The following is a 24,939-nucleotide window of genomic DNA, read 5'->3' as shown; positions in this document are numbered from 1 at the left end:
TGTGCAGCACCCTTCCGTGTGAGATAGCGCACAGTCTGCCAGGTTTATCGGTCAGCCCGCACCAGCAGCCAGCATACGGGCGAGTCGGCGACCGGTGGCGGACATCGGCCGCGTGTGCGCGAGGAGTTCCGGGTGGGCCGCCTCCGCGCGCCCGGGAGACGCCGACACCTGCGGCCCGCCTCAGCCCGTGACGCCCGGCAGCCAGCGCAGCAGCGCCCCGGTCACCTGGTCGGCGGCCTCCTCGGGCAGGAAGTGCCCCGCGTCGTCGATGAGCAGGCGCTTGTACCCCGCGCCCACCCGCTCCCGCTCGTTCGCGGTCGCCTGCGAAGGCACGAACCGGTCCGCCCGGCCGTGCAGGAGCAGCGTCGGCACCCCGACCGGGCCGGCCAGCGAACGCAGGAACGCCCGACCGGGCCCGCCGAGCCGGGCGCGGGTGAGCCAGCGCACCTGCTGGAAGGCCGAATGCGCCACGAACGGGATCCGGGCGGCCTGCTGATACGTGGCCACACCCACGGGCTCCCAGCCCGGCGCGGACCACTCGGTCAGGATGAACTCCATGAGGTCCCCGGCGATGAGCCGGTTCTCCGGCAGCCACGGGGTCTGGGCGAAGCTGAAGAAGTTGAGCGCGACCCCGCCCCGGCCGCGGATCAGCGCCGACCACAGCGACGCGGGATGCGGGTAGGACATCGGCACGATCGCGCGGGCGACGCCCGGATGCAGGGACGGCAGCGACCAGGCGATCTGGCTGCCGAAGCCATGGCCGACGACCACGGCGTTCGCCGCCCCGAGGCCCCGGATCACGCCGGCGGCGTCCGCCGTCAGGGTGGGCAGGTCGTAGCGGCCGCGGGTCTTGTCGGAGGATCCGTAGCCGCGCAGGTCCATCGCGGCCACGCGGTAGCCCGCGCGTGCCAGCCGGGGAATCTGGGCCCGCCAGCTCCACCAGAACTGGCCGAAGCCGTGCAGCAGCAGCACGAGCGGCCCGTCGGCCGGTCCCGCGCACGCCACGTGGAAGCGGGAGCCGTTCGCGGCGACCATTCGGTGCACCCAGTCCCCGGGCGGGGCGATCACGGCAGGATCAGCAGTCACATGCGCCAGGTTACCGGGCGCCGTGCGAGGGGGAGCGAACGGACGGCGTCACTCGCCCGCGCGGGTGAGTGACGCCGTCCGTAGGTCGAGCGCTCAGCTGCCGGAGCCGCCGGCGAGGCCCTCCTGGATCAGGTTCATGACCGAGTTGTCCGCCAGCGTCGTCACGTCGCCGACCGGCCGGTTCTCGGCCACGTCGCGCAGCAGCCGGCGCATGATCTTGCCCGAACGCGTCTTGGGAAGCTCGCCCACCACGAGGATCGAGCGCGGCTTGGCGATCGGGCCGATCTCCTTGGCCACGTGGGCGCGCAGCGTGGCCACGACCTCCTCGCCGCCGCCTCCGGCCTCCGCGACCGCCTCGTGGCGCAGGATGACGAACGCGACGACCGCCTGGCCGGTCGTGTCGTCGCTCGCGCCCACGACGGCGGCCTCGGCGACCCAGTCGTGGGAGACGAGAGCCGATTCGATCTCGGTGGTCGAGAGCCGGTGGCCCGAGACGTTCATGACGTCGTCGACCCGGCCGAGCAGCCAGATGTCGCCGTCGTCGTCGTACTTGGCGCCGTCGCCCGCGAAGTAGGTGCCCTCGAAGTGGGACCAGTACGTGTCCTTGTAGCGCTGCTCGTCGCCCCAGATCCCCCGGAGCATCGACGGCCACGGCTCGGTGAGCACGAGGTATCCGCCGCCGCCGGGGCCGACGTCCGCGCCGGCCTCGTCCCACACCTGGGCGCTGATCCCGGGCAGCGGCGTCTGGGCGGCGCCGGGCTTGGCGGCCGTGATCCCGGGCAGCGGGGAGATCATGATCGCGCCGGTCTCGGTCTGCCACCACGTGTCCACCACGGGGGTGCGGTCGGCGCCGATGACCCGGCGGTACCACATCCACGCCTCCGGGTTGATCGGCTCCCCGACGCTGCCGAGCACGCGCAGCGAGCTGAGGTCGAACTTCGCCGGGATGTCCTCGCCCCACTTCATGCACGTGCGGATCGCGGTCGGCGCGGTGTAGAGGATCGTGACGCCGTACTTCTCCACGAGCTCCCACCAGCGGCCCTGGTGCGGCGTGTCGGGGGTGCCCTCGTAGAGCACCTGGGTGGCGCCGTTGATGAGCGGGCCGTACGTGACGTAGGAGTGCCCGGTCACCCAGCCGACGTCGGCGGTGCACCAGTAGACGTCGGTCTCCGGCTTGAGGTCGAAGACGACCTCGTGGGTGAAGGCGCACTGGGTGAGGTAGCCGCCGGTCGTGTGCAGGATCCCCTTCGGCTTCCCGGTCGTTCCGGAGGTGTAGAGGATGTACAGCGGGTGCTCGGCGGGCACGGGCACGGCGCGGTGGTCGGTGCTCGCGGCCTCGAGCTGCTCGTGCCACCACAGGTCCCGCCCCTTCGACCAGGCGACCTCCTGGCCGGTGCGGCGCACGACGAGCACGTGCTCGACCGGGCTGTCCTCGTGCTCGAGGGCCTCGTCGACCGCCGGCTTGAGGGCCGAGGGCTTGCCGCGGCGGTAGCCGCCGTCGGCGGTGATGACGACGCGGGCGTCCGCGTCGACGATGCGCGAGTGGAGCGCCTCGGCCGAGAACCCGCCGAAGACGACCGAGTGGGGGGCGCCGATGCGGGCGCAGGCGAGCATCGCCACGATCGCCTCGGGGATCATCGGCAGGTAGATGGCCACGCGGTCACCGGTCGCGACCCCAAGGCTCTCGAGCGTGTTCGCGGCGCGCTTGACCTGCTCGAGCAGGTCGGCATACGTCAGGGCGGCGGTGTCTCCCGGCTCCCCCTCGAACAGCAGCGCCACGCGGTCGCCCCGCCCCGCCTCGACGTGCCGGTCGAGGGCGTTGTAGGCGGCGTTCAGGGTGCCGTCGGCGAACCAGGAGGCCCGGGGGGCCTGGGAGAAGTCGAGTACCTGCGTGAACGGCGTGTCCCACGTGAGCAGCCGGCGGGCCTGGTCGGCCCAGAACCCCTCGCGGTCGGCCGCCGCCCGTTCGTAGATCTCGGGCTGGGCGACCGCGGCGGCCGCGAATTCGGCGGGCGGGGGGAACTCCCGGCGTTCCTCGAGCAGGTTCTCTAGGGCGGGAGTGGTTGGCTCGGTCATGGGACCTCCAGACGGGAGCGATGGCGACGTTGACGCCTACCAGCCTAGAACTATTTTCAGCGTGTGCGTGACGGGCGCCACGATTTATGTTGAAACCGAGAATTCTTCTCGGGTCGGGTGCTCAGCCCTCGAGCTCGGAACGGATCCGTTCCTCGCGGCGACCCTGCCGGCGCGCGCCGTGGGAGATGACCCCCGCCATGATGAGGACGACCCCGAAGGTGAGCAGGCGTCCGGTCACGGCGTCCCGCTGCAGGTGGTCGAGCACGTTCTGGCCGAACTGTCCGAGGCGGGTGAAGATCTCGGCATAGTCGGCGAGGAAGTCCTGTGCCCGGTCGGGGAACGCGAGGTACGCCGCGCCGAGGAGGGCCGTGATCGAGCCCAGGATGATCGGGCCCACCGAGGACCAGCGCGCCGCGAGCAGCACGATGATCGCCGCGAGCAGCCCGGCGCCGAGCTCGACGTAGGCCCAGACGTTCACCGTCTCGCTGTGCTCGATGCTCCACGAGAGGCGCTCGCCGCCGTCGGCGAGGAGGTACCAGGCCACGGGCACGAACACGAGCGAGACGAGCACGACCCACCAGTGGGCGGCCGCGCGGGACTCCGGCCCCTCGTTGAAGCCCTCGAACGGGTCGGCCGGCTCCGCGGGCTCCGGGGGGCTCACGTGGGCCACGGGCGTCGAGGGCATGGACCGGGTCGCGGGCACGGCACCGATCGAGCCGATGCCGCCGGCCGGGGAGGCCGGGAGCGGGGTGACCGGACCGGTCGGGGCGTGCGCGGACTCCTCCTCGGCCAGGAGCTCGGTGGAGCCCGGGCCGAAGGCGGTCGTCGCGGGCCCGGAGTCCTCGAAGGTCGAGGCGGGCTCCTCCTCGCCGGGGACGCCGGCCGGATCGCTCCCGCCCGCGGGATCGCCGCCCTCGTCGCGGCCCGGCCCGAACCGGCGCGCGCGTTCCTGCCGGAGAGCCTCGTCGTCCTCGGCACTCGGTGCGGCGGTGGTCTGCGGTGTCCACGGGGCCGGGGCGTGCTGCTCCCGGTCCTCGGCGTCCCCGCCCTCGGGGCGCTGCGACATCTCGGGGCCGGTGCCGGCCACGGATTCGGGGGGTGCGGGTGTGACGCGTGCGCCGCTGTAGGAACTGAGCGGATCGTTCGGCTCGGACATTCTGCCTCCAGTGGACTGAGCGTAGGCACCACGGTAGCGAGGAGCCCGCGCGGGGTGAGGAGCCACGCCGTCCGGCGCCCGTGTCCGCCCACCTGTCCGCCCACGTGTCCACAAGGTGCGCGGCCGTCCACAGGCGGGGCGGGCGACCGTGACGCGCGGACGGGAAGGCGTCAGGGTGGTCCGAGACGACGGGGAGGACGAGATGGCCGAGACACCGGTGGCGCTGCGGAGCGAGTCGGCGGAGACGATCGAGGCGGTCCGGGCCGTGCTGGCGGTGGCCGGGCTGCCGGTCGCGGTCTATCCGGACCATGCCGATCCTCCGGCGGAGGTCGGCCTCGCCCTCGACGGCGCCGATCGGGCGGACGAGCGCTGGCGCCACGCCGGCAACCGATCCGCCCGGGTGGGAACCCGTGAGATCGAGGCCGGCACCCTCGTCCTCCCGGCCGGGGCCGATCGGCTCCTCGCCCTCGCCCGCGCGGCCAACCGGCGGGTGCGGGCGCGGGTCGTCGGGGTCGTCGGTGCCCGCGGGGGCCTCGGGGCCTCCGCCCTCGCCGCGGTCCTCGCTCGGGTGAGCGCGGCCCAGGCGTTGACGGTCGCGCTCGTCGACGGCGCGGACGGTGCCCCGCTCGAGGTGCTCCTCGGGATCGAGGGCCATCCGGGCCTGCGGTGGCCCGACCTCGTGGGGGCGGGATCGATCGACCCGGGCGAACTCGCGAACGCCCTCCCGGTGTGGATGGGAGTGCGGGTGCTGAGCACCGACACCCGGCCGGCCGCGCTCACGGCGAATGCGGACGGGGTGATCATGGCGCTGGCGCAGTCCCACGATGCGGTCGTCCTGGATCTGCCGCGGCATGCCGTGGCTGCCGGAGTCGCCGGGCAATGGTGCGACGTCGTGCTCGTCCTCACCACTCCCGACGGCCCCGCCGCGGCCGCAGCTCGGCGCCTGGCCGAACTCGTAGGCGGGCAGGACGCGCGGCTCGTGGTGCGCGGGCCGATCCGTGACGGCTTCACCCCCGCGGAGATGGCCGAGTTCTGCGGGCTCACGCTCGCCGGCGCCATGCGCACCGAACGATCGCTTCCCGCGGCGATGGAGCGGGGACTGGCGCCGGGGGAGGCGAGTCGTGGCCCGCTCGTGCGGCTCGCTCGCGGGCTCGTGCGCGACCTGCACCTCTCGGACTGAGTGCCGTGTCGCCGCCGCAGGGCCCCGGGGAGCTCGAGGGCATCCGGGAACGCCTCGTGAGCGCGGGCGGGAGCCTCACCGGCGCCGTCCGGGCCGCGCCTGCCCGCAGCGATGCCGCGACGTGGGGGCTGCTTCGCGACGCGGCCGCGGAGATCCACGGGGCCGGCCGGATCGTGCAGCCGCTGCTCGACGATCCCGCGGTGACCGACGTGCTCGTCAACGGCGAGGCCGCGATCTGGGTGGACCGCGGCCGCGGCCTGGAACGGACCGGCACCCGGATCGAGGACGCCCGCGGCTTCGCCGTGCGGCTCGCCACGCTCGCGGGTCAGCGGCTCGACGAGGCGGCCCCGATCGTCGACGGACGCCTCCCGGACGGCACTCGCCTGCACGCGGTCCTGCCGCCGCTGGTCGACGGCGGCGTGCACATCAGCCTGCGCACCGGGAACCGCCGGGCGCGGCGCTGGCAGGACCTCATCGCGGCCGGATTCCTCCATCCCCGTCTCGCGGAGATCGTCGACCGGCTCCGCAGCCGCCGCGCGAACATGCTCGTCTCGGGAGCCGCGGGCGTGGGCAAGACGACCCTCGTGGCCGCGGTCCTCTCCCGGGTGCCGAGCAGCGAGCGGATCGTCATCATCGAGGAGGCGGCCGAGCTCGCCCCGGATCATCCCCATGTCGTGCACCTGCAGGGGAGGCCGCCGAACGTGCAGGGTGCGGGTGCCGTGGCGCTGGCCGATCTCGTGCGCGCGGCCATGCGGATGCGTCCCGACCGGCTCGTGCTCGGGGAGTGCCGCGGCGCGGAGGTGCGGGAGGTGCTCTCGGCGCTCAACACGGGTCACGACGGCGGGCTGGCCACCGTGCACGCCAACGCCGCGACCGACGTGCCGGCCCGGCTCCTCGCCCTCGGCGCGCTCGCGGGCATGGAGGCCGCGGCCGTCGCGGCCCAGGCGACGGCCGCGATCGATGCGCTCGTGCACCTGCGCCGCGATTCGTCCGGCCGGCGGTACCTCGACCACGTGGCCACCTTCACCGCCGACTTCCGGGCCGAGCGGGCCGTGACCGTGACCGCCGCCGGGCTGCGCTACGGGCCGGGGTGGGAGGCGCTCGCCGCACGACTCGACGGGGTCGATGGCGGTGCCGGTGACAGGGCCGATGTCGGGGCGGATGACGCGGGCGTTGCGCCGGCCCCGGGGGGAGGGTGACATGGGCGGGTCCGCATGGCTGGCCTGGGCCGCGATCGTTGCCGCCGTGAGCCTGTGGGCCGTACCGGGTGTGCCACGGGCCCCCCGCTCGATGCGGCGCGCGCGGAGCCGGTGGAGCCTCGCCCGGATGCTCGAGAGCCGCCTCCGGGCGGTCCGGCGGGCCCGATCCACTGGCCGGCCCGAGAACGAGGTGGGCACCGTGCTCGTCGCGGTGGCGGCTCGGCTGCGCGCCGGGATGGCGCCGGAGGTCGCCTGGCAGCGGTCGTTGCGGGGTGCCTCGCCGCCGGTGGCCGAGGCGCTGCGCGCCGAGCTGACGGGCGTGGACACCCGGAACACGCGGCGCCGGGGCGGCCGGTCCCGCGGGGCCGCCGTCCGGACCGCGGTGGACTCGGCGATGGCCGCCCGAGAGGTGGCCGCCGGTCTCGGGGCCGAGCTCGCCGTGGTCCTCGACGCCTGCGCCGACGGGATCGAGGAGGCGGGCCGGGCGGCCTCCGATCGGGCCGGAGCGCTTGGCGGTCCGCGGGCCACGGCCCGGCTCCTCGGCTGGCTGCCGCTCGGAGGGCTCGTCCTCGGCACGGGTCTCGGTGCCGACCCGCTCGGCTGGCTGCTCGGATCATGGTGGGGAGCGGCCGTGGGGCTGCTCGCGATCGGACTCACCGTCGCCGGCCACCTGTGGATCCACTCCCTCGTCGCCGGTGCCGAACGGGCCGGCCGATGAGCATCGTGCTGAGCACTCTCCTCGTCGCCGCGGCGGCCGCGCTCCTCGCGGCACCGTGGGGGCCGCGGTCCCCACGCCGCCGAGCCGCCCGCCCGCCTGCCGCGCGTCCGCGCTCGGTCGACCCGGCGGTCGTGATCGACCTGCTCGCGGTCGCACTCCGTGCGGGCGCCTCGATCCCGCAGGCCGTCGGAGTGGTCGGCGCCGCGCTCGGCGGGAACGAGGGAGCACGCCTGGAAACGGCGGCGCGGGCGCTCGAGCTCGGCTCCTCCTGGCCGCAGGCGTGGGGAGACCATCCCCTCGGGGCCACCCTCGAGCCCGCGTGGGGCGACGGCGTGGACCCGACCGGGCTGCTCGTGCAGTCGGCACGGGCCGTCCGGTCCGAGCGCCGGTCCGCGGCCCGCTCCGCCGCCGCCCGGCTCGGGGTGCGGCTCGTGCTGCCCGTCGGTCTGTGCCTCCTGCCCGCCTTCGTCCTGCTCGGGCTCGTGCCCGTGCTGGCGAGCTCCGGCCTGAGCCTCCTGGGCTGAACCCGCGGTCACTGTGCCCCACTCGCCGTTCCGGCTGGTCTGCCTGCTGTGTTTGCTGTGCCTGCTCTGCCGCGCTCACCGCGTGCGGCAGACGCCGGGCCGTCCACAGCCTCCCCGCCCCTCCACAGCGCGGGGTCGGGCTCCGGCACGGTCCCGCCCGGATCGGCCACGGTGGGATCGAGCCCGATGGCTCACCCGGGGCCGGGAACCCGGCTTCGGTGATCGAAGGAGAAGGGAGCATCCATGAAGGTGATCAATCAGTTCCGGCGCCTCGTGCGCCGCTGCCGGGCCGGGTACCGGTCACGGTGGCGGCGCGTGCGAGCGATTCCCCAGGCCGGGATGGCAACCGCCGAGTACGCGATCGCGACCCTGGCCGCGGCCGGGTTCGCAGGCCTGCTGCTCGTGATCCTGCGCAGCGATCAGGTGCGCGGGTTCCTGGTGGAGATCATCCAGCGGGCGCTGTCGGTCGGAGGATGAGATGACCACCGCCGCGGGCACGCGTCGTGGGAAGGCGCGGGAGGCCGGCGCCGTCACCGCGGAGTTCGCGATCGTGCTGCCCGCGGTGGTGGTGGCGCTGGTGCTCGTGCTCACGGTGCTCGCCGCCGGGGTCACCCGGCTCCAGTGCACCGACGCCGCGCGGGCCGCCACCCGGGCGGCGGCCCTGGGGCAGGGGCGGGAGGAGATCGTGCAGATCGCCGAGGCGAGTGCATCCGCCGCGAGCGTGGCGATCGAGGACGACGCCGCCTGGGTGAGCGTGACCGTCACCTGCCCGGTCGACTTCGCCCTGTTCGCCGGCCCGTGGAGCGTGCACTCGACCTTCACCACGCCGTCCGAGCCGGACGGGAGGGCCCCATGAACGACACGCCTGCCGGTGGGGCGGGCCGGGACCGCGGCTCCGCCACCGTCCTTACCCTCGCCGTCGCCTGCGCCGCGCTGCTCGCCGCGATCGTGCTCGCCGGACTCGTGCAGGCATACTCGGCCCGGGCACGGGCCCAGGGCGCGGCGGACCTCGCCGCCCTCGCCGGCGCCGCGCAGGCCGTTCGTGCCGGGGACGGCTGTGGCGCCGCCGGGCAGGTCGCTCGGCGCAACGACGCCCGGATCGCGTCGTGTGTTCAGGACCCGGGCGGTGTCGTGCTGGTGCGAGTCCGGGTGCCCAGCAACCTGCCGCTCCTCGGATCCGGGAACGCGTGGGCCGCCGCGCGCGCGGGACCGGTCCGATGAGGGCGGCGGAGCTCAGCCGAAGGAGCCGGCGAGGAACGTCAACACCCGCACGGCGCCGCTCTTGTCGAGCGGGGAATTCCCGTTGCCGCACTTGGGCGACTGGATGCACAGCGGGCAGCCGCCTGAGCACGGGCAGTCGCGGACCGCCGCGAGCGTCGCCGCGATCCAGTCCCGGGCGGCGTCGAAGCCACGCCGGGCGAAGCCGGACCCGCCGGGGAAGGCGTCGTGCACGAAGACCGTGGGGGCGAACGTGTGCTCGTGCAGCGAGGTCGACAACCCGCCCAGGTCCCAGCGGTCGCACGTGGCCACGAGCCCGAGCAGGGCGATCTGGGCGTGCTCGGCCGCGTGGAGTGCGCCCGGGAGCGACGCGGCGCCCACGCCCGCCTCGGCGAGCGTCTCGGCGGGCACGGTCCACCAGGTGCTCATCGTGTGGAGGGTACGTTCGGGCAGGTCGAGGGTGTAGGAGCCGATGAGGTCCAGCTGTGGCACGCGGCGCCGGTCGAAGCCGGTGACCTGGGTCGTCACCTCGACCGGGCCGTGCTGCCACGTGACCGGGCCGCACGAGCGTTCGGCGCTCACGCCGCCCACCCGGACCCGGGTGTGGGTGTGCGGCCGGGTCCGGTGCGGGGCGTTCGACGGCTCCACCACGGCGACGTCACCGGTGTAGGAGAGCACCTCGAACGTCGCGCCCTGGTGCACGTAGACCGCGCCGGCGTGCACCGCGGCGTCGGCGCGGGCCGCATCCACGGTGCCGATCATCCGCCCGGTGGCGGCCTCGACCACCGAGACGGCCGCGCCCCCGCCGCCGCGCAGGTCGGTAAGTGAGGTCGGGGACTCGGGCCGGTCGTAGTTCCAGTACCAGCCCTTGGGGCGCGCCCGCAGCAGGCCCCGGGCCACGAGCTCGGCGAGGAGGGCGCGCAGCGTGGCCTGCGCCCCCGCGGGATCCGGCGTGCCCGCCGCCCGCGTCGGCGGGGCGGGCTCCGCCGGCGCGAACCAGGTCAGGTCGGCCTCCGTCAGCGGCAGCTCCGCCGCTGCAGCGCACAGGTGCGGGGCGAGGACGTGCGGGTTCTGCGGATCGAAGGTCGACAGTTCGACGCCGGAGGAGAAGACCGCCTCGGGGTGGTGCACGAGGTAGGCGTCGAGCGGGTTCTCGGAGGCGATGAGCACCGTCAGCCCCTCCGCCCCCGCCCGGCCGGCCCGCCCGGCCTGCTGCCAGAACGAGGCGTGGGTGCCGGGCCAGCCCGCGATCACCACGGCGTCCAGGCCCGTGATGTCCACGCCCAGCTCGAGCGCGTTCGTGGTCGCGACGCCGAGCAGGCCGCCCCCGCGCAGCCCGCGTTCCAGGGCCCGACGCTCCTCCGGCAGATACCCGCCGCGGTAGGCCGCCACACTCGCGGGGTTCCCGCCCCGGCGCTCCACGTATTCCCGCGTCAGGGTCGCGATCGTCTCGGCCCCGATCCGCGAGCGGGTGAACACGAGCGCGCGCCGGCCCCGGCCCACGAGCTCGGCGAGCAGGTCCGCCGCCTCCACGAGGGTCGACCGGCGCGGCCCGGCCTCCTCGGCGGCCGGGTTGCCCGTGCCATCGGTGCCATCTGTGCCATCTGGGCCGGCTGGGCCACCTGGGCCACCTGGGCCATCTGTGCCATCTGGGCCACCTGTGCCATCTGGGCCACCTGTGCCACCTGGGCCATCTGGGCCATCTGTGCCGCCCGTGCCACCGGTGTCCGCCGGGGCATCGACCGGCGGCGGCTGCCAGAGCACCACCGTGCGCTGCCCGACCGGAGAGGTGCCCGTCGTCACCGCGGTCACCCGATCGGCGGGCACACCGATGAGCCGGGCGGCGGTCGGCCCCGGATTCGCGGCCGTGGCCGAGGCGACGATCACCTGGGGCGAGGCCCCGTAGTGCGCGGCGAGCCGCAGCAGCCGGCGCAGCACGAGGGAGACGTGCGCGCCGGTCATGCCCCGATAGGAATGCATCTCGTCCACGACGACGTAGCGCAGGCCCCGCAGCAGCCGCGCCCAGCGGGAGGCCCGCGGCAGGAGCGAGAAGTGGAGCAGATCCGGGTTGGTCAGCACGAGATCGGCCCAGTCGCGGGCCCAGTCCCGCTCCGCCACGGGCGTGTCCCCGTCGACGGTCACGGCACGCACGTCCCGGATCCCGGCGGCCTCGAGCAGCCCGGTCAGGCCCGCGAGCTGATCGGCGGCCAGAGCCTTGGTCGGACTCAGGTAGATGGTCGTCGGGCGATGCGTCAGCCGCGAGATCCGCCCGCTCACGGTGTGGGCGCGGATCGCGGAGACCGCCGCCGCCCACGCGACGAGCGACTTGCCCGACCCGGTCGGTGTCGCGAGCGCCAGGTGCCGCCCCTGCGCGAGCGCGGCGAGCCCGCGGACCTGGTGCGCCCACGGCCGCGTGATCCCGCGCGCCCCGTAGCCGGCGACGAGCGCGGCGTCGACCCAGTCCGGCCACGGCTCGACGGCCCCGGGGCGCGCGGGCAGCACCTCGACGTGCACCGCGCACTCATCCCACCGTCGCCCGCCCAACACCCCACCATTGTCGCCGCTGCCGGCCGCGGCGGCGACGGTTCGGACCGGGCCCGCCGCGCCCCGATCCGAAGACCTCGCGCGAAGGTCGGCGGCGGCGGTTAGACTCGCGCTGTCTGTCCCTCACGGTCAACGGGCCGTGCGTGCAGGGGGCTACGTCAAGGAGGACGCATTCATGCTCGAGACCTCGAGTCTGGTCATCGTGGGGGCGATCGCCGTCATCGCCGTGATCGCGCTCATCATCGCCGTCGTGCTCAGACGCCAGGTGCTGGCGGCCGGCGAGGGCACCACGTCGATGCAGGAGATCGCCAAGGCGATCCAGGAGGGGGCCGCGGCGTACCTGAGCCGACAATTCCGCACCCTCGCGATCTTCGCCGTCGTCGTGTTCGGGCTCCTGTTCCTCCTGCCCGGGGACGCCGGGATCCGAGTCGGCCGATCCATCGCGTTCCTCGTCGGGGCCGGATTCTCGGCCACCATCGGCTACCTGGGCATGTGGCTCGCCACCCGCGCGAACGTGCGCGTGGCCGCCGCCTCGACCCGGCCCGGCGGGCACGCCGAGGGCGCCCGGATCGCGTTCCGCACCGGCGGATCGGTGGGCATGAGCGTCGTCGGACTCGGGCTGCTCGGCGCCGCAGCGGTCGTGCTCATCTACCGCGAGAGCGCCCCGGCCGTGCTCGAGGGCTTCGGCTTCGGAGCAGCGCTGCTCGCGATGTTCATGCGGGTCGGGGGCGGGATCTTCACCAAGGCCGCCGACGTCGGCGCCGACCTCGTGGGCAAGGTGGAGAACAACATTCCCGAGGACGACCCCCGCAACGCCGCCACCATCGCCGACAACGTCGGCGACAACGTCGGCGACTGCGCGGGCATGGCCGCCGACCTCTTCGAGTCCTACGCCGTCATGCTCGTCGCGGCACTCATCCTCGGCAAGGCGACCATGGGCGAGGAGGGCCTCATCTTCCCGCTCATCGTCACCGCCGTGGGGGCACTCGTGGCCGTGCTCGGCGTCGCGATCACCCGGGTGCGCGGGAACGAGGACGGCCTCAAGGCCATCTATCGGGGCTTCTACATCTCGGCCGTCATCGGCGCCGCACTCGCCGCGATCGCGGCCTTCGTGTACCTGCCCTCCTCCTTCGCCGAGCTCGTGCCGGGATCGGCCACCGACCTCGCCTCCCACCCGGGCGACCCCCGCCTCGCGGCCGCCGGGGCCGTCGTCATCGGCGTCGTGCTCGCGGGGATCATCCTGTGGCTCACCGGATACTTCACCGGCACCACGAACACCCCCACGAAGACCGTCGCGGCCACGTCCCGCACGGGTGCGGCGACCGTCGTGCTCTCCGGCATCGGCGTCGGGTTCGAATCGGCCGTGTACACCACGGGCATCATCGCCGCCGCGCTGTGCGGGGCGTTCCTGCTCGCGGGCGGATCGATCTGGCTCGCGCTCTTCCTCGTCGCCCTCGCCGGCTGCGGACTCCTCACGACCGTGGGTGTCATCGTGGCGATGGACACCTTCGGGCCCGTGAGCGACAACGCCCAGGGGATCGCCGAGATGAGCGGGGACGCCTCGCCCGAGGCCGCCCAGATCCTCACCGACCTGGACGCCGCCGGCAACACCACCAAGGCGATCACCAAGGGCATCGCGATCGCCACCGCCGTGCTCGCCGCGACCGCGCTGTTCGGCTCCTACGGCGACGCGGTCTCGACCGCGCTGGCGAAGATCGGCGACGCCGCCGCGGCCGGAGGGGACTCCCTCGTCGGGGCGATGCTCGACTACGAGATCATCTCCCCGATCACGCTCGTGGGCACCATCCTCGGTGCCGCCGTCGTCTTCCTGTTCTCCGGCCTGGCGATCGACGCCGTCACCCGCGCCGCGGGCGCCATCGTGTTCGAGGTGCGGCGGCAGTTCCGCAAGTTCCCCGGCATCATGACCGGTGAGACCCGCCCCGAGTACGGCCGGGTCGTCGACATCTGCACGAAGGACTCGCTGCGCGAACTGGCCACACCCGGGCTGCTCGCCGCGTTCGCCCCGATCGCCGTCGGCTTCGGGCTCGGGGTCGGCCCGCTCGCGGGATTCCTCGGCGGGGCGATCGCGGCCGGGGTGCTCATGGCGGTGTTCCTCGCCAACTCCGGTGGCGCGTGGGACAACGCCAAGAAGCTCGTGGAGGACGGCGCCTACGGCGGCAAGAACTCCCCGGCGCACGAGGCCGTCATCATCGGCGACACCGTCGGCGACCCGTTCAAGGACACCGCGGGCCCGGCGATCAACCCGCTCATCAAGGTGATGAACCTCGTCTCGCTCCTCATCGCCCCCGCGGTCGTGGCCATGAGCGTGCCCGCCGACGCCAACCACGGCCTGCGGATCGCGATCGCGATCGTGGCCGCGGTCATCGCCGTGGCCGCGATCTTCGTCTCCCGGATGCGCTCGTCGCGGGAGGACTCGTTCGCCGACCCGATCGAGGAGCCGGAGTCCGTGCGCAGCTGAGCCAGTCCGTGCGCCGCCGAGCCACCGCTCCGCAACCGACCTGCCGCCCCGCGACCCTCAAGCACACTCAGCCCGCCGCCGATCCACGGCGGCGGGCTGCGTCGTCCCCAGGCGGGAGGGCCGGCGCCGGGTCACCAGGAGGGCGGGCGGTCAGTCCGTCAAATGAGGGGTGGTCGGGGAGGCGGGGGTGGTGCGCGGCAGGCGCAGCGGCAGGAAGACGAGCAGGCCGGCGAGGAGCACGGCGAGGATGCCGAGGATCCCCATCCGCGGATTGTCGGTGGCCCGCACGAGGGTCGTGTACAGCGCCGGCGCGAGGAAGCTGATGGCCCGCCCGCTGGTGGCGTACAGGCCGAAGTTCTCCCCGGCCTGCTCCGCGGTGGACATCCGCGCGAGCGCCGACCGGGAGGCCGACTGCACCGGGCCGACGAGCGCCGCGATCGCCATCCCGCAGATCCAGAACACGAGCGGGGCGCCGGAGGCCGCGATGACCGAGCCGAGGGCGACCATGGCGACGAGGCACGTGATGATCACGGCCCGCGGCCCGAACCGGTCGTCCGCGCGGCCCGCGAGCCACGTGCTCACCCCCGCGATGAGGTTCGCCGCGAGGCCGAAGTAGATGACCTCCTCGGTGGAGAAGCCGTAGGCGCTCGCGGCGAGGACCCCGGCGAACGCGAAGACGGCGCTCAAACCGTCCCGGTAGACCGCCGCCGCCACGAAGAAGTGCAGCAGCCGGCGCTCGTTGCGCCACAGGTGCGCGACGCGGCGGGCCAGCTCCCCGTAGGCCATCGCCAGGTTGAAGCGGCCCTCGTCCTCACGGGGGAGGTCCTTCGGCGCCAGCACGAGCAGGGGCAGCCCGAACACGAGGAACCAGCCCGCACACAGGAGCGCGATGGCGCGCATGTTCGCCATGTTCTCGGTCGGGAGGCCGAGCAGCCCGTCGTCGAGCACGAACCCGAACAGCGTGATGACGAGCGCCAGCACGCCCCCGAGGTAACCGAGCCCCCAGGCGAAGCCGGAGATGCGCCCATACGTCGCCGGGGTGGAGATGCGCAGCAGGATCGCGTTGTAGAAGACCCCGGCCAGCTCCGAGAAGAGGCCGGCGGCCGCGACGAGGACCGCCCCGTAGACGAGGAAGGTGTCCTCCGGCCGCGTGAACCACAGCAGCGCCATGCAGGCGATCGTCGCCGCCGTGGTGATCGCCAGCAGCAGCCTGGAATTGCGCACCCGGTCGCCCCACGAGCCGAGCGCCGGGGCGAGCAGGGCCATGACCAGTCCCGCCCAGGCCTGGGCGTTGCTGAAGACCGCCGCGCCGCGGGTGGGGTCCGAGGCCACCGCGTCGGTCAGATAGACCGAGAAGACGAACGTGAGGATGACCGTGTTGAACGCCTGCTGCCCGAAGTCCCACAGCCCCCACGCGCGGACGACCTTCGGGGGGACGGGCTGCGGCGGCCGGGCACGGGCGTCCAGGTGGGGGCTCGTCATGTGCCCAACCTAGGCCCTCCACGGCGGCGGGCAGGGCAGATCAGGCGCGGGGCCGGGCGCAGATCAGGCGGGGCCGGGCGCGCGGAGATAGCCGGAGACGACGCGCACCAGTTCGGCGAGCGCGTCCCGGCTCAGGCGGGCGTGCTCGATCGTCGTGAAGCCGTGGAAGGCGCCGGGCCAGCAGTGCAGCTCGGTCGGCACGCCCGCGCGCAGGAGGCGGGCGGCGTAGTCGAGGCCCTCGTCGCGGAGCGGATCGACCTGGTTGACGGCGAGGTAGGTGCGGGGCAGGCCGGCGACGCTGCGGGCCAGCGCCGGGGAGGCGTACCCGTCCGGCTCCCGGCCGCCGAGGTAGAAGTCCCAGGAGCGCCGGGCGTTGCTCAGGAACCACACCGGAGTGTCGGTGCCGCCGATCATCGACTCCGTCTCGAGCCGGGCGTCGAGCTCGGGCTCGAGCAGGAACTGGGCGGCGAGTTCGACCTCGCCCTCGTCGCGGACCCGGAGCGCGAGTGCGGCGGCGAGTCCGCCGCCGGCGCTGTCGCCGAGGACGCCGATGCGGCGCCCCCGCGAGCGGCCCAGGCCGCCCGAGACGATCCACCGCAGGGCCGCGTGGCAGTCGTCCAGTCCCGCCGGGTAGGGGTGTTCCGGCGCGAGCCGGTAGTCCGGCGAGACGACGACGACCCCGGCCCGGGCCGCCAGCTCGGCGTTGCGGGAGTCGTCGAGGCGTGGGTGACCCAGGCAGAACCCGCCGCCGTGGATGCTCAGCAGCACCGGGGCATCCGGGTCAGCCCCGACCGGGGCGATGACCCGGACGGTCAGGATGGACCCGTCGCCACGGTCGAGCGCGACGTCGCGGACGGTCAGGTCGCTCCGGCCCGACCAGTCGTAGTCGCCTGCGAGCCCGGCGGAGCGTTCCCGGCACGCGGCCAGGTCGGCGAAGTCCTGGACGGGCAGATCGGCGAGAGCCCGGGCGAGCTCCGGGTCGAGCGGATGCCTCACCTCGCCCCGGCCGCCGAACCCGCTGCGGGAGTCGCCGCGACGAACCAGCCGGTGATCGTGCTCGGGTGCGTGATCGCGGTGCCGACGGTCACGCTGTGCGCCCCGGCCCCGTAGGCCGCGGCCACGTCGGCGGGGGAGTGGATGCGGCCCTCGGCCATGACCGGCACCCCGGTTCCGGACAGGGCGGCGACGGCCTCGCGGACGAAGTCCAGGTCCGGCCCGGACGTGCGCGGCCGTCCGGGGGCGTAGCCGCCGAGGGTCGTGCCGACGAGGTCGGCGCCGGCCCGCGCCGCGGCGACCGCGTCCGCTACGGTGGCGCAGTCGGCCATGACGAGGGCCCCGGCCTCGTGCACGGCGGCGACGACCGTGTCGAGGTCGCGCCCGTCCGGCCGCGGCCGGTCGGTGCCGTCGATCGCGACGATCGCCGCCCCGGCGTCGACGCAGTCGAGCGCGAGTGCGAGCGTGGGGGTGATGAAGACCCCCTCGTCACCCTCCTTGACGAGCCCGATGACCGGCACGGTCACGTGCGCGGCGATCTCCCGGATGTCGTCGAGGCCCTGGGCGCGGATCGCCGCCGCGCCGCCGAGCACGGCCGCCTGGGCGACCCGCCGCATCGTCTCGGGGGTGCGCATCGGTTCCCCCGGGTAGGCCTGACACGAGACGACGAGGCGCCCCCGGAGAGGGTCGAGCAGGGAGGGATCGGGGGTCATGGGGTGTCCTGACGGTCGTGGGTGCGGGCGAAGTGGGCGGCGCCGAGGAGCGCGGCATCCGGGCCGGCGCTCGCGGCCACGACCGGGGTGTCGGAGACCAGGGTCATCGCATCGAGTGCGATGCCCGCGCGCACGGCGTCCCACCAGGCCTCCCCGGCCTCCGAGACGCCGCCGGAGAGCACGACGAGCTCGGGGTCGAGCACGTTGAGCAGCCCGCCCACGACCCGCCCGGTCGCGCGGGCGCAGCGGGTGAGGATCTCGCGCGCGAGTGGGTCGGTGCCGGCCCGGGCCGCGACCTCGCGGGTATCGGCGGCGACGCCGCCGGCCCGCCGGTAGGCGGCGAGGATCCCGGGGCCGGAGGCCAGGCCCTCGAGGTGGCCGACCCGCCCGCACGGGCACGGGACGTCCTCCGCCTCGGGCACGGGCACGTGCCCGACGTGGGCCGCGGCCGAGTGTGCGCCGAGGACGACCCGGCCCTCGAGCACGAACGCGCCGCCGATCCCGGTGCCGACCGCGACCAGGAGCATCGAGGAGCGGCCGGAGCCGCTGCCGTACACGGCCTCGCCGAGGCCGTGGGCATGGACGTCGTTGAGCACGTGCGTCTCGAGTCCGACGGCCTCCCGGACCAGCCGACCCAGGTGCGTGCCGGCCCAGCCGGGAATCGCGTCGGTCGCCGAGGTGACCCGCCCGGTCGAGGAGTCGATCACCCCGGCGGAGCCGATCCCGATGACCGTCGGGCGTTCCCCGGCCGCGGTCGCCTCGGCCAGGGTGGCGCCGAGGGCCGCGACGAGGCCGGCGACGACGTCCCCCGGGCCCCCGGCCGCCCCGGTGGGGACGGTTCGCCGGCCGCGGACGGTGCCGTCGCCGGTCACCCGCGCGACCGTCGTCTTCGTGCCGCCGAGGTCGACCGCCAGGGAGGTGGTCCTCTCGTCGGGGGTGCTCACCGCACCATGGGGATCTCGAGGGAGGCGAGCACGGCCCGCACCCGCTCGATGTTCGCCCCTTCGAGCGCGGTCATCGGGGCGCTCATCGTGTTCGTGTCGAAGATGCCCATGAGCCACAGCGCCGTCTTGAAGGCGCCGACCCCGGCGGCCGGGCCGGTCTTCCCCTCGACCGCGAAGACGATCTCGAAGAGCGCGGCGAGGCGATCCTGCTCGAGGCGCACCGCGTCCCAGTCGCCGGCGCGGGCCGCACGGTCGAGCCGGACGTAGCCCGCCGGGTCGACGTTGCCCAGGCCCGGCACGGATCCGTCGCCGCCGGCGAGGTAGGTGCCGTCGACCACGACCTCGTGCCCGGTGAGGAGGACGAGCGGGGAGCCGGCCGCCCGGTTCGCCGCGATGAGCCGGCGGTAGGCGACGTCGTCCCCGGAGGAGTCCTTGACCCCGGCGAGCACGCCCTCGGAGCCGAGCCGCACGAGCATCGCCCCGTCGAGCTTGACGTGCACGCACACGGGCAGGTCGTAGGCGAAGAGGGGAAGGTCGGTCGCGGCCCCGATCGCCCGGAAGTGGGCCTCGATCTCCTCCGGTCCCGTGATCGCGTAGAACGGCGCGGTCACCACGACGCCGGCCGCCCCGAGCTCCTCGGCGCGGCGCGCGTGCGCGAGCACGCGGCGCGTCTGCATGTCGATGCAGCCGGCGAGCACGGGCACGCGGCCGTCGACGATCCGGATCGCGGCCGTGAGCACCGCCTCGCGCATCTCGTCCTCGAAGTAGGCGACCTCGCCGCTCGAGCCGAGCACGAACAGGCCGTCGACCCCGCCGGCGAGGTGGTGGTCGATCACCCGCTCGAGGCTCGGGACGTCGAGGTGCCCCTCCGGGGTCAGCGGCGTGACCAGCGGGGGGATCACCCCGCGCAGCGTGGTGGACCCGGCGGTGTGGAGGGCGGCGGTCATGGATGAACTCCTCGGATGATGGCCCCGGTGGGGCGTGACGGTCCGGGCGCAGAACGTGCCCGGACGGGTATGGCGGACTTACTGGTCGAGCAGGGCGGGCGCGGCGCCGAGGAGGGTGCGGGTGTACTCCTCGGCGGGGGAGTGGAAGATCTGCTCGGTCGGTGCGGACTCGATGATCCGGCCGAAGTACATGACGCAGATCCGGTCGGAGACGTAGCGCACGGTGTTGATGTCGTGGGAGATGAACACCATGCCGAGATCGAGTTCGCGCTTGAGGTCCGTCAGCAGGTTGAGCACCTGCGCCCGGACCGACACGTCGAGAGCGCTCGTGGGCTCGTCGGCGACCATGACGTCCGGCTCGAGGGCCAGCGCCCGGGCGATCGCCACCCGCTGACGCTGCCCGCCCGAGATCTGCCGCGGCAGCACGGCCAGGGCCGACTGGGGCAGGCCCACGAGATGCAGCAGTTCGCGGACCTTCGCCTCCCGATCGCGCGGGGAGCCGATGCCGTGCACGTCGAGCGGGTCGACGAGCGCGTCGTGCACGGTCATCCGCGGGTTGAGCGCCGTGGCGGGATCCTGGAAGACGACGGACACGGCCCGGCCGAGCAGGCGTCGTCCCCTCGCGGTGTTCGCCAGCTCCCGCCCGCGGAAGCGGACGGTGCCGCTCGTGACCGGCTGCAGGCCGACCATGACGCGGGCGAGGGTGGACTTCCCGCAGCCGGACTCCCCGACGATGCCGACGGTCTCGCCGCGGGCGACGGTGAAGTCGACGTCGTTGACCGCGTGCACCGTGTCGGGGCGGAAGAGCCTCCCGGTGCGGGTCTTGTGGATGACGTCGACGTGCTGGAGCTCCAGCACCGGTTCGGTCGCATCGGTCGGGCTCATCGCGCACCTTCCTTGACGAGGGCTTCCCGGGCGGGGGTCGTGGCCACGACGTGGTCGGCGTCGCCGACCGGCTGGAGCACGGGCTTCTGATCGAGGCCCACGCCCGGCATGCTCGAGCGGGGGGCGAACCGATCACCCGTGACGAACTCGCTCGGGGAGGGCACGGTGCCGGGCACCTGGTGGAGCCGGCCGGCGCCCGCCTCGATCGAGAGGACCGCGCCGAGCAGGCCGCGGGTGTACTCGTGCCGGGGATCGGTCAGGAGTTCGGAGGTCTGCGCCTGCTCGACCACCTGGCCGGCGTACATGACCGTGATCCGGTGGGCGAGCTGGGCCACGAGGGCCAGGTCGTGGGAGACGAAGACCATGGCGAAGCCGAGCTTGGTGCGCAGGTCGTTCAGCAGGTCGACCACCTGCTTCTGCACCGTGACGTCGAGCGCGGTCGTCGGCTCGTCGGCCATGATCAGGCGCGGGTTGCGCGTGAGGGCCATGGCGATGAGCACGCGCTGACGCTGCCCGCCGGAGAGCTCGTGCGGATACGACTTGAGCGTGCGCACCGGGTCGAGTCCGACCAGTTCGAGTAGCTCGGTGGCGGTGCGCTTCCCGCCGCGGCGGGTGAGCTGGGCCAGCTGCGAGCGGATGAGCATCGAGGGGTTGAGGGAGCTGAGGGCGTCCTGGTAGATCATCGCCAGTTCGTGTCCGCGCAGCGCGTTGCGCCGGCGCGGGGTCATCGCGAGCACGTCTCTGCCGTCGAAGAGGATCTCCCCGGTGATGCGCGCGGTCGGCGGCAGGAGCCCCATGACCGCCATCGACGTGATCGACTTCCCGCAGCCGGACTCCCCGACGAGGCCCATGGTCTCGCCGGGGCGCACGCTGAAGGAGACGTCGTCGACGATGTTCACGTCGCCGTGGGCGCCGGGGAACGCGATCGAGAGGTTGCGCACCTCCAGGAGCGGGGACTCGTCGCTCGTGTAGCGCAGGCGGGCCCGGTCGCCGGTGCGGGCCAGCTCGGTCGCCCTCAGGGCGGCCAGCCGCTCCTCGAGCGTGCGGGCGATCGTCTCCTCCTCGGGCTCGGGCCGGATCCCGCCGACGGGCCGGGACGGTGCGGCACCGGCGACCTCCTCGGGCACCTCGGACAGGTCGGCGCCCCGCGCCTCGAGCGCCCGCTCGTCGCCCTCGACGTCGACCTTCACGCGGGTCCGCGGGGTGGCCATCGAGTCGGTCATGCCCTCGGAGAGCACGTTGAGCGCGAGGGTCGTCAGGAGGATCATCAGGCCGGGGAAGAAGGTCGGCCACCAGCGGCCGGAGAGCAGGAGCTGCTTGCCCTCGCTCATGATGTTCCCCCACGAGGGGTCCGGCGGGCGGACGCCGGCGTTGATGAACGAGAGCGACGCCTCGAGCACGATCGCATCCGCCACGAGCACGGTCGCGAACGTGAGCACCGGGGCCATGCAGTTGCGGGCGACGTGCTTGACGAGGATCCACGTGGTGCGCGCGCCCATGACCTTCGTGGCGGCGACGTAGTCCTCGCCGAGCTCACCGAGCACGTTCGCGCGGACCACGCGGGTGAGCTGCGGGGTGTACAGGAAGGCGATCGTGAACACGAGGACCGGTACGGCATTGCCGAAGACCGCGATGAACACGGCGGCCAGCGCGATGCCGGGGAAGGACATGATGATGTCCATGATCCGCATGAGGACCTCGGAAACGGCCTTGCCCGCCGTCGCCGCGATCGACCCGAGCACGGCGGCGGCGGCGAGCGCGGCCACGGTGGCGCCGACCCCGATCACGAGGGAGTAGCGGGCGCCGAAGAGCACGCGCGAGAAGATGTCGCGGCCGTTGGCGTCCGAGCCGAACCAGTGTTCGGAGCCCGGGGGCACGACGGGTGTGCCCGAGGCGAGCGGGTCGTAGGGGGCCAGGACCGGGGCGAGCAGCGCCGCGAGCGCGACGATGGCGATGACGGTCAGGCCGATCCGCGCCCCGAGCGGCAGGCCGGAGGCGAAGCGCAGCCCCGGGGTGCTGAGGCGTTCTGTCAGGCGGCGGCGCATCACACACTCCTGATTCGTGGATTGACGAGCACGTAGAGCAGGTCGACGACGATGTTCACGACGATGAAGGCGATCGCGACCGTGAGCGTGACGCCCTGGACGAGGAACACGTCATTGCGTTTGACGCCGTCGAGGATGAGCTGGCCCATCGCCTGGATGTTGAAGATGATCTCGATGATCACCGCCCCGCCCATGAGGTAGCCGGCGCGCAGCCCGAGCACGGTCACGGGCGTGATGAGCGCGTTGCGGAAGACGTTGCGTGAGACCACGACGCGGTAGGGGATGCCGGCGCCGATCGCGGTGCGGACGTAGTCCTTGTCGAGTTCCTCGACCATCGCCGTGCGCACGACGCGGGTGAGCGATCCGGAGACCGGCACCGCGAGCGCGATCGCCGGCAGCGCGATCTGGTTGAGCCACATCCGTGGATCCTCCGAGAGCGGCACCCAGTCGGTCAGGAGGGCGGGGAACATCCCCCACCCGCCGGGCACGTTGGCGAGCCACTGGATGAGCAGGATCGCGAGCCAGAACGAGGGCGTGGCGAGCGAGAGGATCGAGACGACGCGGATGGCCTGGTCGGGCCACCGGTCGCGGTAGAGGGCGGCGACGACGCCGAGCACGGCGGCCAGGATGATCGCGAGGAACAGCCCGAGGAACGTCAGCTGCATCGTGATCGGGAAGGCCTGGAGGACGACGTCGGTCACCTTCTGGTTCCCCGAGGTCACCCCCATGTCGCCGTGGGCGACGAGCCGCCACAGGAACGTGAAGTACCTGATGGCCAGCGGGTCGTTCAGGCCGTTCTTGTCCCGGTAGGCGTCGATCGCCTCGGGGCTCGCGGACTCACCGAGGGCCAGTCGGGCCGGGTCGATCGGCGAGAACGACATGACGACGAAGACGAGGAACGTCACGCCGACGATCATGATCGGCAGCGCGACCAGGCGTCGCCCGATCAGCCGGATGAGGTTGGACACGAGCCGCTACTCCTTCCCCTGGCGGCCCCGGCGGCTCGTCGATCGCCGGGGCCCAGGGAGTGGGCTACTGGGTGCTGGCGACGTTCTCGAAGGAGAGGCCGGTGAGCGAGATCGGCTTGAAGTCGACGAGGGTCTCGCCGTCCCAGGCGGTGGGCACGCTCCGGTGGAACAGCGGGTAGAGCGGGACCTCCTCCGAGAGGAGGTCGAAGGCCTGGTCCCACGCCTGCTGCTGCGCGGCGGGGTCCTGGGCCCGCAGGCCCTCGTCGAGGAGCGTCTGCATCTGCTCGTAGGAGTCCTGGCCCTTCCAGTGCATCCGCTGGTCGGTCCACACGTCGCCGGCGAGCCACCAGCGCATGAGCAGGTCGGGGTCGTTGCCGAACACGCTCGGGTCGCCGGGGGCCACGAGGATCTCGTAGGCGTCGGGGCCGCTGTCGATCTTCGTGTAGACGCCGGCCGACTGGCCCTCGTCGAGGGTGACGTCGAGGCCGAGGGCGTCGAGGTCCTCCTTGATGAGCGGCGTGCACTTCTTCACCCAGTCGTGGTCGGTGCACGTGATCGTGATCGACTTGCCCGCGAGGCCGGACTCGGCGAGGAGCGCCTTGGCCTTCTCGGGGTCGTGATCGTAGACGACCTTGGCCTCGTTGTAGTTCGGGTGGGTCGACTGGAGGAAGCTCGTGGCGGCCTCGCCGTTGCCGAGCAGGCCGTTGTCGACGAGCTTGGCCAGGTCGATCCCGTACATGACGGCCTGGCGGTTGCGCAGGTCGGACCAGATCTCCGAGCCCATGTTGAACATGATGAACAGCAGGCCGAAGCCCTGCACCGAGTCGACGGTGGCGCCCTGGCCGGCCAGGGTCTCGGTGTCGAGGTAGGGCACCGAGTCGATCGCCTGGACGGTCTGGGAGGTGAGGGCGTTGACCCGCGCGGTCGCGTCGGCGAGCACCTGCCAGTTCATCGTCGCGGCCAGCGCCGGGCGGGGGCCGTTGTACTCCTCGAACCGCTCGAACTTCACGGTTCCACCGGCGCCGTTGTCGACGAGCTTGTACGGGCCGGACCCGATCGGCTGGGCGTCGAAGGCGTCCCGGTCGGCCTCGACGGCGGCCTTCGGCACGATCTTGACCACCGAGAGGCGCTCGGTGAAGACGCCGGCCGGGTACGCGAGCGTGAACGTGACCGTCGTGTCGTCGGTCGCCTCGACCGAGTCGATGAAGGGGATGAACTGGGAGTAGAGCGAGGCGTTCTCGGGGTCGAGCACGCGCTCGAAGGAGTAGACGACGTCCTCGGGGGTGACCGGTGTGCCGTCGTGGAAGGTCGCGCCGTCGCGCAGGGTGACCGTCCAGGTGGTGTCGTCGACCTTCGTCGGGTCCGCGGCCGCGAGGGCGTTGTAGGTCTCGAGGGTGGCGGGGTCGAGTTCGGTCAGCCCCTCGAGCGTGTGCCAGTTCGCGGCGATCGTGAGCGCGGCCGAGGTGGTCATCGGGTCGTAGCCGTTCGAGCCGAGCTCGTAGCTGATGCCCGCGTTGATCGTGCCGTCGGTGTTCGCGGCGCCGGAGGCCTGATCGGCGCCGGTGTCGGGGGAGTCGCCGGTGGCACCGCCGGCGGTGCCGTCCTGCGGCGCGCAGGCCGCGACGGCGGTGACGATCCCCGCGGCGGCGAACAGGCCGGTGGCGCGCAGAAAGTTGCGGCGGTCGAACGTGGGCTGAATCTTCATCGTTGAGACCCTTCGGAGAGTGATGGTGTACATAACACGTCTGATGTCCGATCTTGCTAGGATGACTGTAGGACATC

At 73.5% G+C, this 24,939-nt stretch carries 21 protein-coding genes; 8 read left to right on the top strand and 13 right to left on the bottom strand.

Annotation, left to right across the window (positions count from 1 at the left end; translation table 11 throughout):
• Window positions 1–180: 180 nt before the first annotated feature.
• The 3 genes from GCG21_RS02815 to GCG21_RS02805 all read right to left on the bottom strand — a co-directional run bounded on the left by GCG21_RS02815 (window position 181) and on the right by GCG21_RS02805 (window position 4,318).
• Entirely contained in the window at window positions 181–1,086 is a 906-nt protein-coding gene (locus tag GCG21_RS02815) for an alpha/beta fold hydrolase (protein ID WP_228760059.1), read from the bottom strand.
• Between the two features lie 93 nt (window positions 1,087–1,179).
• Window positions 1,180–3,162 carry an acetate--CoA ligase gene (acs, locus tag GCG21_RS02810; RefSeq protein ID WP_152817767.1) on the bottom strand — a complete coding sequence of 661 codons (1,983 nt, stop codon included), beginning with the start codon at window positions 3,160–3,162 and terminating at the stop codon, window positions 1,180–1,182.
• A 121-nt stretch (window positions 3,163–3,283) separates the two neighbouring features.
• Complete coding sequence (locus GCG21_RS02805; protein ID WP_152817766.1) at window positions 3,284–4,318, bottom strand: hypothetical protein; 1,035 nt, start codon at window positions 4,316–4,318, stop codon at window positions 3,284–3,286.
• 202 nt (window positions 4,319–4,520) lie between these two features.
• Between GCG21_RS02805 and ssd the strand changes: the two genes are divergently transcribed.
• From ssd to GCG21_RS02770, 7 genes are all read left to right on the top strand, one after another.
• Window positions 4,521–5,498: a septum site-determining protein Ssd gene (gene ssd, locus GCG21_RS02800; RefSeq protein WP_152817765.1), complete on the top strand. Its 978-nt coding sequence runs from the start codon at window positions 4,521–4,523 to the stop codon at window positions 5,496–5,498.
• A 5-nt stretch (window positions 5,499–5,503) separates the two neighbouring features.
• Window positions 5,504–6,697: a TadA family conjugal transfer-associated ATPase gene (locus GCG21_RS02795; protein ID WP_370517231.1), complete on the top strand. Its 1,194-nt coding sequence runs from the start codon at window positions 5,504–5,506 to the stop codon at window positions 6,695–6,697.
• A 1-nt stretch (window position 6,698) separates the two neighbouring features.
• Entirely contained in the window at window positions 6,699–7,415 is a 717-nt protein-coding gene (locus tag GCG21_RS02790; protein ID WP_152817763.1) for a type II secretion protein F, read from the top strand.
• Window positions 7,412–7,939 (top strand): type II secretion system F family protein, encoded by a 528-nt coding sequence (locus GCG21_RS02785; RefSeq protein ID WP_194164900.1) that lies wholly within the window; start codon window positions 7,412–7,414, stop codon window positions 7,937–7,939. The genes GCG21_RS02790 and GCG21_RS02785 overlap by 4 nt, the downstream gene beginning before the upstream one ends.
• Window positions 7,940–8,182: 243 nt before the next feature.
• Window positions 8,183–8,416, top strand: coding sequence for a DUF4244 domain-containing protein (locus GCG21_RS16555; RefSeq protein WP_152817761.1), 234 nt, complete (start codon window positions 8,183–8,185; stop codon window positions 8,414–8,416).
• Window position 8,417: 1 nt separating this feature from the next.
• The gene (locus GCG21_RS02775) at window positions 8,418–8,795 is read left to right on the top strand and encodes a TadE family type IV pilus minor pilin (RefSeq protein WP_152817760.1); all 378 of its coding nucleotides are present in this window, start codon (window positions 8,418–8,420) and stop codon (window positions 8,793–8,795) included.
• Entirely contained in the window at window positions 8,792–9,160 is a 369-nt protein-coding gene (locus GCG21_RS02770) for an Rv3654c family TadE-like protein (protein WP_152817759.1), read from the top strand. Before GCG21_RS02775 ends, GCG21_RS02770 begins: the two co-directional genes overlap by 4 nt.
• Before the next feature lie 12 nt (window positions 9,161–9,172).
• On the opposite strand, the gene GCG21_RS02765 is transcribed toward GCG21_RS02770, so the two are convergent.
• Window positions 9,173–11,671, bottom strand: coding sequence for a DEAD/DEAH box helicase (locus GCG21_RS02765; RefSeq protein ID WP_370517230.1), 2,499 nt, complete (start codon window positions 11,669–11,671; stop codon window positions 9,173–9,175).
• A gap of 205 nt (window positions 11,672–11,876) precedes the next feature.
• On the opposite strand from GCG21_RS02765, the gene GCG21_RS02760 reads away from it, so the two are divergent.
• On the top strand, window positions 11,877–14,180 hold the full coding sequence (locus tag GCG21_RS02760) for a sodium-translocating pyrophosphatase (protein WP_152817995.1): 2,304 nt from the start codon (window positions 11,877–11,879) through the stop codon (window positions 14,178–14,180).
• A 150-nt stretch (window positions 14,181–14,330) separates the two neighbouring features.
• On the opposite strand, the gene GCG21_RS02755 is transcribed toward GCG21_RS02760, so the two are convergent.
• The 9 genes from GCG21_RS02755 to GCG21_RS02715 all read right to left on the bottom strand — a co-directional run bounded on the left by GCG21_RS02755 (window position 14,331) and on the right by GCG21_RS02715 (window position 24,862).
• The gene (locus tag GCG21_RS02755; RefSeq protein WP_152817758.1) at window positions 14,331–15,662 is read right to left on the bottom strand and encodes an MFS transporter; all 1,332 of its coding nucleotides are present in this window, start codon (window positions 15,660–15,662) and stop codon (window positions 14,331–14,333) included.
• A 63-nt stretch (window positions 15,663–15,725) separates the two neighbouring features.
• Window positions 15,726–16,658 (bottom strand): alpha/beta hydrolase, encoded by a 933-nt coding sequence (locus tag GCG21_RS02750; RefSeq protein WP_370517229.1) that lies wholly within the window; start codon window positions 16,656–16,658, stop codon window positions 15,726–15,728.
• Window positions 16,655–17,368 carry an N-acetylmannosamine-6-phosphate 2-epimerase gene (locus tag GCG21_RS02745; protein WP_152817756.1) on the bottom strand — a complete coding sequence of 238 codons (714 nt, stop codon included), beginning with the start codon at window positions 17,366–17,368 and terminating at the stop codon, window positions 16,655–16,657. Before GCG21_RS02745 ends, GCG21_RS02750 begins: the two co-directional genes overlap by 4 nt.
• The gene (locus tag GCG21_RS02740; RefSeq protein WP_370517228.1) at window positions 17,365–18,312 is read right to left on the bottom strand and encodes an ROK family protein; all 948 of its coding nucleotides are present in this window, start codon (window positions 18,310–18,312) and stop codon (window positions 17,365–17,367) included. The genes GCG21_RS02745 and GCG21_RS02740 overlap by 4 nt, the downstream gene beginning before the upstream one ends.
• Window positions 18,309–19,259, bottom strand: coding sequence for a dihydrodipicolinate synthase family protein (locus GCG21_RS02735; protein ID WP_152817755.1), 951 nt, complete (start codon window positions 19,257–19,259; stop codon window positions 18,309–18,311). Before GCG21_RS02735 ends, GCG21_RS02740 begins: the two co-directional genes overlap by 4 nt.
• Before the next feature lie 78 nt (window positions 19,260–19,337).
• Entirely contained in the window at window positions 19,338–20,144 is an 807-nt protein-coding gene (locus tag GCG21_RS02730) for an ABC transporter ATP-binding protein (protein WP_152817754.1), read from the bottom strand.
• Window positions 20,141–22,189: a dipeptide/oligopeptide/nickel ABC transporter permease/ATP-binding protein gene (locus GCG21_RS02725; protein ID WP_152817753.1), complete on the bottom strand. Its 2,049-nt coding sequence runs from the start codon at window positions 22,187–22,189 to the stop codon at window positions 20,141–20,143. Before GCG21_RS02725 ends, GCG21_RS02730 begins: the two co-directional genes overlap by 4 nt.
• A complete protein-coding gene (locus tag GCG21_RS02720) occupies window positions 22,189–23,157 on the bottom strand; it encodes an ABC transporter permease (RefSeq protein ID WP_194928778.1) in 969 nt (322 codons plus the stop codon). The genes GCG21_RS02725 and GCG21_RS02720 overlap by 1 nt, the downstream gene beginning before the upstream one ends.
• Window positions 23,158–23,221: 64 nt before the next feature.
• Window positions 23,222–24,862, bottom strand: coding sequence for an ABC transporter substrate-binding protein (locus GCG21_RS02715; protein WP_152817752.1), 1,641 nt, complete (start codon window positions 24,860–24,862; stop codon window positions 23,222–23,224).
• Between the last annotated feature and the right edge of the window lie 77 nt (window positions 24,863–24,939).

This window comes from Pseudactinotalea sp. HY160 (assembly GCF_009372055.1).
Lineage (GTDB): Bacteria > Actinomycetota > Actinomycetes > Actinomycetales > Beutenbergiaceae > HY158.
This window is presented reverse-complemented; position numbering and strand designations above follow the sequence as displayed.

What these genes read in the sequence shown, in the direction of transcription:
- GCG21_RS02745 (WP_152817756.1), bottom strand. Translation starts at nt 17,368, where the DNA reads ATGACCCCCGATCCCTCCCTGCTCGACCCTCTCCGGGGGCGCCTCGTC.
- GCG21_RS02755 (WP_152817758.1), bottom strand. Translation starts at nt 15,662, where the DNA reads ATGACGAGCCCCCACCTGGACGCCCGTGCCCGGCCGCCGCAGCCCGTC.
- GCG21_RS02730 (WP_152817754.1), bottom strand. Translation starts at nt 20,144, where the DNA reads ATGAGCCCGACCGATGCGACCGAACCGGTGCTGGAGCTCCAGCACGTC.
- GCG21_RS02805 (WP_152817766.1), bottom strand. Translation starts at nt 4,318, where the DNA reads ATGTCCGAGCCGAACGATCCGCTCAGTTCCTACAGCGGCGCACGCGTC.
- GCG21_RS02715 (WP_152817752.1), bottom strand. Translation starts at nt 24,862, where the DNA reads ATGAAGATTCAGCCCACGTTCGACCGCCGCAACTTTCTGCGCGCCACC.
- GCG21_RS02735 (WP_152817755.1), bottom strand. Translation starts at nt 19,259, where the DNA reads ATGACCGCCGCCCTCCACACCGCCGGGTCCACCACGCTGCGCGGGGTG.
- ssd (WP_152817765.1), top strand. Translation starts at nt 4,521, where the DNA reads ATGGCCGAGACACCGGTGGCGCTGCGGAGCGAGTCGGCGGAGACGATC.
- GCG21_RS02785 (WP_194164900.1), top strand. Translation starts at nt 7,412, where the DNA reads ATGAGCATCGTGCTGAGCACTCTCCTCGTCGCCGCGGCGGCCGCGCTC.
- GCG21_RS02725 (WP_152817753.1), bottom strand. Translation starts at nt 22,189, where the DNA reads ATGCGCCGCCGCCTGACAGAACGCCTCAGCACCCCGGGGCTGCGCTTC.
- acs (WP_152817767.1), bottom strand. Translation starts at nt 3,162, where the DNA reads ATGACCGAGCCAACCACTCCCGCCCTAGAGAACCTGCTCGAGGAACGC.
- GCG21_RS02760 (WP_152817995.1), top strand. Translation starts at nt 11,877, where the DNA reads ATGCTCGAGACCTCGAGTCTGGTCATCGTGGGGGCGATCGCCGTCATC.
- GCG21_RS02770 (WP_152817759.1), top strand. Translation starts at nt 8,792, where the DNA reads ATGAACGACACGCCTGCCGGTGGGGCGGGCCGGGACCGCGGCTCCGCC.
- GCG21_RS16555 (WP_152817761.1), top strand. Translation starts at nt 8,183, where the DNA reads ATGAAGGTGATCAATCAGTTCCGGCGCCTCGTGCGCCGCTGCCGGGCC.
- GCG21_RS02775 (WP_152817760.1), top strand. Translation starts at nt 8,418, where the DNA reads ATGACCACCGCCGCGGGCACGCGTCGTGGGAAGGCGCGGGAGGCCGGC.
- GCG21_RS02790 (WP_152817763.1), top strand. Translation starts at nt 6,699, where the DNA reads ATGGGCGGGTCCGCATGGCTGGCCTGGGCCGCGATCGTTGCCGCCGTG.